8 protein-coding genes and 1 pseudogene are annotated in these 9865 nt (G+C 64.0%); 2 read left to right on the top strand and 7 right to left on the bottom strand.

Annotated features, from left to right (window positions below; translation table 11 throughout):
* Positions 1-687 (bottom strand): annotated as a pseudogene (locus FFK22_RS39440) (phosphoketolase); the annotation flags it as partial.
* 417 nt (positions 688-1104) lie between these two features.
* On the opposite strand from FFK22_RS39440, the gene FFK22_RS39435 reads away from it, so the two are divergent.
* Positions 1105-2790 carry an ABC transporter ATP-binding protein/permease gene (locus tag FFK22_RS39435; protein ID WP_138893342.1) on the top strand — a complete coding sequence of 562 codons (1686 nt, stop codon included), beginning with the start codon at positions 1105-1107 and terminating at the stop codon, positions 2788-2790.
* 31 nt (positions 2791-2821) lie between these two features.
* Here FFK22_RS39435 and FFK22_RS39430 read toward each other — a convergent pair whose 3' ends face one another.
* From FFK22_RS39430 to FFK22_RS39410, 5 genes are all read right to left on the bottom strand, one after another.
* The gene (locus tag FFK22_RS39430; RefSeq protein WP_138893341.1) at positions 2822-3826 is read right to left on the bottom strand and encodes a 2-hydroxyacid dehydrogenase; all 1005 of its coding nucleotides are present in this window, start codon (positions 3824-3826) and stop codon (positions 2822-2824) included.
* A gap of 69 nt (positions 3827-3895) precedes the next feature.
* Complete coding sequence (gene ydiK, locus FFK22_RS39425; protein WP_138893340.1) at positions 3896-4972, bottom strand: AI-2E family transporter YdiK; 1077 nt, start codon at positions 4970-4972, stop codon at positions 3896-3898.
* A 445-nt stretch (positions 4973-5417) separates the two neighbouring features.
* The gene (locus FFK22_RS39420) at positions 5418-6185 is read right to left on the bottom strand and encodes a response regulator transcription factor (RefSeq protein ID WP_138893339.1); all 768 of its coding nucleotides are present in this window, start codon (positions 6183-6185) and stop codon (positions 5418-5420) included.
* Positions 6186-6665: 480 nt separating this feature from the next.
* A complete protein-coding gene (locus FFK22_RS39415) occupies positions 6666-7343 on the bottom strand; it encodes a hypothetical protein (protein ID WP_138893338.1) in 678 nt (225 codons plus the stop codon).
* A 147-nt stretch (positions 7344-7490) separates the two neighbouring features.
* A complete protein-coding gene (locus FFK22_RS39410; RefSeq protein WP_221939214.1) occupies positions 7491-7772 on the bottom strand; it encodes a ribbon-helix-helix domain-containing protein in 282 nt (93 codons plus the stop codon).
* A 595-nt stretch (positions 7773-8367) separates the two neighbouring features.
* On the opposite strand from FFK22_RS39410, the gene FFK22_RS39405 reads away from it, so the two are divergent.
* A complete protein-coding gene (locus FFK22_RS39405) occupies positions 8368-9651 on the top strand; it encodes an SEL1-like repeat protein (RefSeq protein WP_186002913.1) in 1284 nt (427 codons plus the stop codon).
* A gap of 34 nt (positions 9652-9685) precedes the next feature.
* Here the strand turns inward: FFK22_RS39405 and FFK22_RS43510 are convergent.
* A partial coding sequence (locus FFK22_RS43510; RefSeq protein ID WP_221939213.1) for a hypothetical protein occupies positions 9686-9865 on the bottom strand: 180 nt, incomplete at its 5' end.

The following is a 9865-nucleotide window of genomic DNA, read 5'->3' as shown; positions in this document are numbered from 1 at the left end:
CCCATACCCGCGGAAGAGGTGGTCCAGCTCCTCATGGCTGATCCGGGCCAGGACCGTGGGGTTCGCGATCTTGTAGCCGTTGAGATGCAGGATCGGCAGCACCGCCCCGTCGGTGGCCGGATTGAGAAACTTGTTGGAGTGCCAGCTGGTCGCCAGCGGCCCGGTCTCCGCCTCGCCGTCGCCGACGACGCAGGCGACGATCAGGTCGGGGTTGTCGAATGCGGCGCCGTAGGCGTGCGACAATGCATAGCCGAGCTCCCCGCCCTCATGCATCGAGCCCGGGGTCTCCGGCGCGACATGGCTGGGGATGCCGCCGGGAAACGAGAACTGGGTGAAGAGGCGCTTCATGCCCGCCTCGTCGGCGGAGATGTTCGGGTAGACCTCGCTGTAGGTCCCTTCGAGATAGGCGTTCGCCACCAAGCCGGGCCCGCCGTGGCCGGGACCGGTGATATAGACCACGTCCAGGTCGTGGTTCCGGATCAGCCGATTCAGGTGGGCGTAGATGAAGTTCAGGCCCGGCGTGGTTCCCCAATGGCCGAGGAGCCGTGGCTTGATATGCTCCTTGCTCAGGGGCTGCTTCAGCAGCGGGTTGTCGTAGAGATAGATCTGCCCGACCGAGAGGTAGTTGGCGGCTCGCCAATAAGCATCGATCAGGGAACGTTCCTTCTCCGACAGTGCGTTCGCCATGAACTTCTCCTGTCCTGTATCGATCTTTCCGAATTGAAATGGTCTTAGGGGCGGCTCGTCTGTCGAAGCGGGTCGGGCTTCGCAAGATCGGTCGTCGTGCCAATGGTCACGATGGACTGGGCTGGCGGATCTCGCCGGACCGGCCTCCGTCGCGTCATATCCCTTGCTCTGACTGGCCACCGGCGGTGACGAGTCGGTCAAAGGATAGGCCGCGGAGGTGATGACGACTTTGCTCTGGCGCAAAATCGTCTGCAGGCGGATGCGATAAGCTCCTCGTCTCGGCACTCCGCGTGTTGGCTGCCGGCAGATCGGACGGATGCGCTGCGGGCCGGATCTGCTTCATGGTGCAGCCACGCCGCACCGCTCGATCCTGCGGCCCCGGGCGCGCGGCTCATCGAGCTTGCCGGAGGGGCCGCAATGGACAGGGAGAAGGTTCAATACAAGACAATTGCTGCACGGTTCATCCGTGCGGTCAGGAACTTCTTCGGCTCCGAAGTCGGCTGGAAGGCCAAACTGATATTTGCCGGGCTCGTCGCTCTGTTGTGCGCGGTCAACGGGCTGAATGTCGCCAACAGCTTCGTCGGCCGAAATTTCATGACAGCCATCGCGGATCGCGACAGAGCCGAGTTCATACGGCAGGCGCTGTTCTATGTCGGCGTGTTCGCCGCCTCCACCATCGTCGCGGTCATCGCCCGATTCGCCGAGGAGCGCCTGGGGCTGCTCTGGCGCGAATTCGTCACCCGCCGGGCGGTCACCCTCTATCTTGCCGATCGGACCTATTACCGTCTGAACGAATCCGGCGAACTCGCCAACCCGGACCAGCGGATTTCCGAGGATGTCCGAGCCTTCACCGTCACCACCCTCTCCTTCGTTCTCATGGCGCTCAACAGCAGCTTCACCATCCTGGCCTTTTCCGGTGTGCTGTGGTCGATCACCCCCGTCCTGTTCATTGTCGCCGTCCTGTATGCGGCTTGCGGTTCGTCTGTGGCGATCATGCTGGGACGCCCGCTCATCACGCTGAACTACAATCAGCTCGACAAGGAGGCCAGCTTCCGCTCCGGGCTCATTCAGGTCCGGGAGAACGCCGAGTCCATCATGCTGGAACGCCATGAGCCGCGACAGGCGGCGCGGCTGCTGCATCGTCTCGACGATTTGGTCGGAAATCTGCGGCGGATCATCGCCGTCAACCGCAACCTGGGGTTCTTCACCACGGGCTACAACTGGATGATCCAGATCATTCCGGCCCTGATCGTCGCTCCGGCGTTCATTGACGGAGAAATCGAGTTCGGCGTGATCACGCAGTCGGCCATGGCCTTCACGGCTCTCGTCGCCGCGTTTTCGCTGGTCGTCACCCAGTTCCAGTCGCTGTCCTCCTTCGCGGCCGTCGTCGCACGGCTCAGCTCGCTGATGGAGGCCATCGAGCAATCGCAGACGGACACGGCGACAGCCATCGAAATTGCCGATGCCGGGGACAGGCTGGCTTACGAGCACCTGACCTTGAGGTCGTCGACCGGCAGCGATTCCCTGCTCAAGGACCTGTCCATATCGATCCCGCGCGGGACCCGCGTTCTGGTGACGGGGACGAGCCAGGAGGCTGGGCTCGCGCTGTTCCGGGCGACGGCCGGGGTGCCGACGGCAGGCGAGGGGCGCATCCTTCGCCCTGGCGCGGGCGACCTGATCTTCCTCCCGCAGCGGCCATACCTGCCGCCGGGCACGCTTCGGGAGGTTCTGCTGCGTGACGCGGATGACACGGTATCAGACGAACGGCTTCTCGCGCTGCTGACCGCGCTGGATCTCGACCAGGTCGTGAGCCAGGCCGGCGGGTTGGATGCGGAGCAGGACTGGGTGACGCTGCTTTCGTTGCGGCAGCTGCAGCTTCTGTCCATTGGCCGCGTTGTCATGAACAGGCCGAAATTTGTCTTTCTCGACAGGGTCGATGACATATTGACACCCGATCAGCTCAAAAGATCATTGGAAATTCTTTCTGCGAATTCGATTGTCTACATCAGCAACGGAGACGGCGAAGAGTCGTCGGAGCTGTATGACGCGGTCCTGGTGTGTGGAGAGGATGGGAACTGGACGTGGACTGCAAGCCGGCGGTGAAAAAGGGCCGCAGGCATAGGGAAATCCTGGGCTAGGTCCCCGGGGGAGAAAGCTGGTGGACCAGGGGCCGGCCGGCCTCGAAATCGCTGAGGCTCGCAAGCGTGGTTTCAGCGATCGCCGCGAGCGCTTCCGCCGTCAGATAGGCCTGGTGGCCCGTCACCAGCACGTTGGGGAAGGTGAGCAGCCGCTGGAACACGTCGTCCTGGATGATCTCGTTGGACAGGTCCTCGAAGAAAAGGCCTTCCTCCTGTTCATAGACGTCGAGCGCCACGCCACCGAGCTTGCGACTCTTCAGCCCCTCGATGACCGCCGTCGTGTCGATCAGGGCGCCCCGGCTGGTGTTGACGATTATCAGGCCCGGACGGGCCCGAGCAATCGCGTCGGCGTCGATGAAGTGGCGGGTGTCCGGCGTCAGCGGGCAGTGCAGGCTGATGACCTCTGCCTGGTCGAGCAGGGTTGCCCGGTCGACGGAGCGGACGCCTTCCGCCAGGAGGGCTTCGTCCGGGACCGGATCGAACGTCAGGACCTCGCAGCCGAAGCCGAGCCGGAGCGCTCGGGCCACGATCGCCCCGATGCGGCCGGTCCCGACGACGCCCACGGTGCGGCCATGCAGCGTGCGGCCGACGAGACCGTCGAGCGCGAAATTGTTGTCGCGGGTCCGGGCCCAGGCACGGTGGATGTTGCGGTCGAGCGCCAGCATCAGGCCGATGGTGAACTCGGCGACGGCGTGGGGCGAATAGGCCGGGACCCGGACCACTGCGATGCCGAGCCGGGTGGCGGCGGCCAGATCGACGTTGTTGTGGCCGGCGCAGCGCAGCGCCACGACCCGGGTGCCGCCGGCGTGCAGCGCTTCGAGCACGGCGGCATCGACGAGGTCGTTGACGAACACGCACACCGCGGGAAAACCATGGGCGAGCGGCAGGGTATCGGCATCGAGCCTCGGCTCGAGGAAGGTCAGCGCATGGCTGAAGCGGGTGTTGGCCGCCTCGAGGGACTGCCGGTCATAGGTCTTGGTACCGAACACAGCGACGCGCATGGATCACTCCCTCTCGACACAGCCCCGGATCGGGCGGGGACGGCGCGCAACCGCTCGCCTCGTTCCGCGTCACTCGATCTCCAGCTCTTCCCTGCCTGCATCCGCCTCATCGATCCAGGCGCGCAACAGAGTGTAGCCGATGGCGAGAATCGTCGGGCCGAGGAAGATGCCGACAAGGCCGAACGCGATCAGCCCCCCGATCACGCCGGCCAGGATGAGAAGCAGCGGCAGGTCCGCCCCACGGCGGATCAGGACGGGACGAATGAAATTGTCCACCGTCATGGCCACCAAGCTTACGGCCAGGAGCGCGATCGCCCAGCCCGTGTCGTCGCGGACGAACATCCAGACGACGGCGGGCACGAGGACCAGCCCCGGACCGATCTGGGCGATGCACAGCATGAACATCACGGCGCAGAGCACCGACGCGAACGGGAACCCCACCAACATCAACCCGAAGGTGCCGATGGCCGACTGGATCAAGGCCGTGACCACCACCCCCAGCGCGACGCCACGGATGGCCTGGCCCGCCAGGATGACGACCTGTTCGCCGCGCATGCCGGCAAGGCGGATGCCGAAGCTCTGAACCATCGCCGCCGCGGCTTCGCCCCGCGCATACATGATCGCCGCAACCACGACCGTGAGCAGAAACTGCAGCAGGACGCCCCCGAGGCCGCCCATGGCATCGAGGAACCACTGCATGATCCTGCCGGAATACGGCCGCACCTGGACCAGAAGGTCACTGATGCCGGCCTCGCCGACACTATGCCAGGCACGGGCGGCATCCGGGCCGACCAATGGCAACTGCTCCAGCCAGGCGGGCGGCGGCGGCAACTCCGCCGACGTGACCGACACGCCCCATTCCACGATCTCCCCGGAATGCCGGACGATCGTACCGACCGCGAGCCAGAACGGGATCACGAACACCAGCAGGATCGACACCGTCATGACCGTGACGGCGAGCCCGCGGCTGTTCCACAGCCGAGCCTGCACGCGGCGGAGGAGGGGCCAACTCGCGATCACCAGCATCGCCGCCCAGATCATCGCGGGCAGGAAAGGCCGGAGGATCCAGAGGCATGCGCCAATCAGCAGGGCGATGAAAAGAACTGCCAACGTGATCCGCGCGAGATCCTGTCGCAAGACGGCCATGGTGACTCCTCCCTCTCCATCTCCATCGGGATGAACCTCAACCGAGGAAGACCGGCAACACCTTGGAGCACTGTACGCCCGAACGCGCCGCGCGTGGGCGGAGCCTCCCGTCAGCGGGCGATGGCCGCCACGCGCTGCCATGTCTTAAGGAGGTCCTGCCCCTCCTCGTCGTCAGGCGTCAGCGGGTGATCACGCTGTCGGTGCATTCATCGCGGGGCGGCGCACCTACGCCGAAAGGAGTATTTGGCCGACGATCATACAATGATATGTTTCCAAAGCTTCGATTATGGAAATGAATGTGTTCGGGGCGTTCCCGGACACACGGTTTTGCAGATAAAATATCTTGCCCGTGTCGGCGGATTGGTAAGGAACGCTTGGAGCTGGAGAGGCCGCCGCTGCTTGGCGGCCCTCCATTCAAGTTACGCAGGTTCCGGCCGAGCGTATCTCACGAGATGGAATGGACCCCACTCTTGGCCGAGTGCAGCTTGAAGGCGATCTCGGTCCGGTTTCGCGCCTGCAGCTTCCTCATGATTGACCGGAGGTGCACCTTTACAGTGCTCTCACACAGGTCCAGTTCATAGGCGATGATCTTGTTCGGCTTTCCGAGGGCGACGGCATCGGCAACAGCGGCCTGCCGTTCTGAAAGGCCAAGCATGCTGTGAACAGATTGCTGGCGTAGCGACCGCTCGCGATCAGAGTTCTGGAGCGCGCTGGCAGGAACGAACGTGCCTCCGGCTAGCGCGAGGCAAAGCGCCCCAATCGCGACACTCAGGCTGACGCTGGTGGGGATGTAGCCGCGAGCTCCCCACGCCAGAATCTCAGAGATATGGCGGGGATCCTCGTCTTCGCCCAACACGACCACCGCCGTCTCGGGATAGGCGCCAACCAGGGCCTGGAGTTCGTCCTCAAGCGACGGATGGTCATTGCTGACTGAGCCGCATTCCAGGAGGATCAACGACGTGTCGCTCCGTTCTGCGCTCCGTTCCCACTCACCGATGTCGGCGAAAGCCCGGCTTCGGAATCGCGCATCGGTCGACTCAAGCGCCTGCGTCAAGGTTTCTCGGCCCAAGGCACGTCTGTCGATGATCGCGACGGTGGGCAGGCCCGGAACAATACTATCAATATCCCGGGCGCTGGCGCGTTGATTGATTTCAGGTTCTGCCCCCCCCATGATGGCGGGATGGGCCTTCGCTTCACTGCCGTTGAAAAGCATAATAATCCTACTCGCCTCTTAGCCTGGTTGAGGGTATTTCCCCGCCCGCTTCATTAGCTAGAGATCCAACGCGTTTCTGATTATGTCTAAATTCCTGTTGTTCTCAGAAGGCCGGAAGATCGCAGAAATGGATGTCGAGCCCGGCAGACTCAATCACATTTGTATCACATTTTATGCAAAAACAAACAAGGTCGACCTAAGCCTTTCGAACTATGGTTCCTTCCTAAGGAGCACGCTTGCCGTCAGCTCGACGATGTTGGTTTCCCTCCCATCTCGGCCAGCTTGGCTCGCTGGAGGGCGCCACAGGCGGTCGTCGCGTCTCCGACGCGATGCTGGATATTCACGCGTCCTCGATCCGCCCGCAAGGGAAAGAGCGCACTGCTCGGGATCGATGTCATCCAGCGGGTGAGCCAAATGGTCATTTGAAGCCGAGAACGACGGCCGGGCATCTCCGAACCGCGCCGTCGCCACCTCGATCCGCTAGGACCGCGGCTCCGCCGGCATGCTGAACTGGAACAGGGGCGTCGCGGTCATGCGGTCCGTCGGGCTTCCGAGTGGATGGTTGATCGTCAGCCGCAACATCCGCGCCTGCCAATCGACCACCCCGAGGAAGACCAGCCGGCCGACGATATGGGACCGCGGCGCGATCTGCATCTCCGGATTATCCGGTGGAGGAAGGAAGGGGTAGCTCCGGCCGCGGTCATCCGTCAGCAGCAGGCTGCCGGATGGGTTGAGCCGCCTCTGGCCGGCGGCCGGATTGAAGATCTCGACATCGACGACGATGCTGGACGGCAGGAAGCTCACGGTATCGACCGAGATGGTCATGCCGTTCGGATGCGTCTTGCTTTGCCGCACGCGGACGTTGGCCGGAGCCGAGAACTCTCCCGGTGGAGGTTGTGCCGGCTGTCCGACCCCTGGTTCCGGCGGCGACATTCCCGGCTTGACCAGCGGATAGGTTGGTGTCGGCGTTCCGGACCTGCTCGCCGGCTCCCGCAATGGCGGCGGTGGGGCGAGCTCGAACTGTTGGAACTGGGCATGCGCCACATCAACGAGACCCGCCGCGATCATCACGATAGCGACTGTGACGCGACGGCTCCCGGCGCGCATCGGCGTCTTAGCAATCCGGTACAGCTCGTGACGGCAGCCGGGCTCGGCCATGATGATCAAGTCTCCGCCGCGTGGCGCGGCCACGCAATTCGGCGATTGGGTGAACATGGCCATCCCGCCGGAGGATGCCGTTTATCGCCGATGGCGTCGGCTCACCTGCGTCTGAGCAAGGCGACATCGAAATTCCGGTCGGGTGTTCTAGGCGTAGCCTTTCGGGACCACCGGACGGCGGTTGTGGGCCAGCGCGAAGAAATAGGCTTGGATGAACACGCGAACCGCGCTGGACAGGCTACCGTCACTTCGCTGCGAAGCGCGTATCCGTGACACGAGGGCATTCACGGAAATGCCCTCCCGCGTCACGATTTCCTCCAGGCCGCTCCAGAATTGCTGCTCCAGCCGGATGCTGGTGCGGTTTCCACCAATCGTGACGTTGCGGGTGCGCGGCTCGAGAGGATTCATCAGCCGGTAATTTTGAGCCATTTAATTCGTCGCTGAAAGAGAAGTGGATAAAAACATTCTCCACAACTGTGAAAGATACAAAACATCTCAAATCGGCTTTTCCCATCTCTAATTGTCTAGTGGAATACCTCTTCCGTTGTAGCGATCCAATGCAAGACTACGGCACATAACCGGGCGATGCGAAATCGTCGGGCCCGACGCGTCCGATGCCTGGCGTCGCTTGGCTTCTTTGAGATTCCGGTCGAATGATGATCGCCTTGCGATCAATGATCAATCGGACGGCCAGAACCAGCAGCAGTCAAGTCGTCCAGGAAGGGCCAGAGCCGGTGAGTAGCGGGAGAAAGTAGTAGCGCATCCACCCGAGGATATGCCGGCCTCCTCTGAGGATCGATTCGAAGTGAAGGTCATCACCGGAAGTGCGTCTAGGTCGAGACCGATCGCGCGTCTAGGATCTCACTCGGGATTTGACTGGGCTGAGGCGTCCCCACTGATCAGCTTCGCAACTCCCTCACATGGGACCGGGCAGGCATCATCACAGCAACAGGAAGCGGGCCTGTCCGGTCCTATGCCCATCCGGCGACGGATGGGGCATGACTCGAGCAGACCAGGAGGTCAGGTGAAATCTCCGGCGGACAGCGGTACCCGGCTCGATCGTGAACTGAAGGCTGCTCGCAGCGCCGCGCCCCGCCATGTGGTCGCGGTGCTGCTCATCGTCGCCGGTGGGGGCTGTCTTGCAGTAGAGGGGCAGGGAGTCCGTCGGGCCGAAGCCACGCCTCTGACAGCGATTGTCGAAGATCCGCGACCATCCGCCTCTGCAACCCGTCCCTCAGCCCCGGCTTCGCACGCCGCGCGCCCGGCCTTGGCACCCCATCCGATGGCGGCCACGGCATCTCCGTCGGCAAGCGGCACCATCGCCGCCCCGGCCGACGATCGGATGGCGCAGTTGCCGCTGCCGGACAACGCCTCCACTGAACTGCGCAGCCTGGCGCGCGGGGCCTTCGCCGGCCAAGCGAATGCTGAGCATGATCTCGGCACCTTCTTTGCGCTCGGCATCGAACTTCCACAGAGTTTTGAACGTGCTGCGTACTGGTATCGTCGCGCCGCCGATCAGGGCGTGGCCAGCGCCGCATACAATCTCGGCGTGCTGCTGGAACGGGGCCTCGGCGTGCCGCGCGACCCGGAAGCGGCGGTGGGACCCTTCCATCAGGCGGCGGAGGCTGGACACGCCGGTGCGCTGAATGCCTTGGGGCTTGCCTATCTCAGCGGCTCGGGCGTGGCGCACGACCCGGTGGAGGCGATGCTCTGGTTCCGGCGGGCCAGCATCGGCGGCAACCCACGCGGCGCTTACAACGTGGCCAGGCTCTATGAAAGTGGCGAGCTCGGGAAACCGGATCCGCAGACGGCCGCTGGCTGGTACCGGGTCGCGGCCGATGCAGGATACGAGCCGGCCAGGGTAGCCTCTGCGAGGCTGCAGGCCGTAGCCTACGGTGTGGCCGCGCCTCGCATTGGGTTTGTCAACCTGGCGCCGGAAGCCGGCCTTCTCGTTCTGGACCAGACCGGCATGCCCGCCGCTGCCCCCGACCCGATCCTTGACGCTCTGGCGGCACAGATGGCGGGTTTGCCGCCTGGTCCGGCGAAGGTGACCATGGCATCTGAGGCGGCAGCGCAGCCTGCGATCACGCCGGACCGACGCGTCACGGCAGCTCAGATTCGGGAGATCCAGCAGCTGCTGATGAGGTTGAATCTTGATGTGGGACCGGTTGATGGCGTGATGGGGCGCAGGACCCGGGCGGCCATCGTCGCCTTCCAGCGGAGCCAGGGTCTGCCGGTGACACGGCGGCCCTCGGTGGCGTTGCTGCACATGCTTCGCGCAACCACGATGCTGGCCAGCAGGGGTTGACGGAATGCGGGTGACCGCGCTGTGCCCGCGGGGATCACTCGTCGATCGACGTGCCCCACCAGCGGGCGCGGGTCTTCTGGTAGTCCGGCTCCGGATCATAGACCTTGACCGGTAGACCCATGTCCTGGGCGGTCAGGGTGCCGACCGCGTTGCGCAGCTGATAGCCGGCGACCACCTCGTTGCGCCGCGCCTGCACCAGGCTGAGCTGGGCGTC

Source organism: Mycobacterium sp. KBS0706, assembly GCF_005938675.2.
Classification (GTDB): domain Bacteria; phylum Pseudomonadota; class Alphaproteobacteria; order DSM-16000; family Inquilinaceae; genus Inquilinus.
Note: the sequence above shows the minus strand (reverse complement) of the source record. Positions and strands in the feature narration are given on the sequence as shown.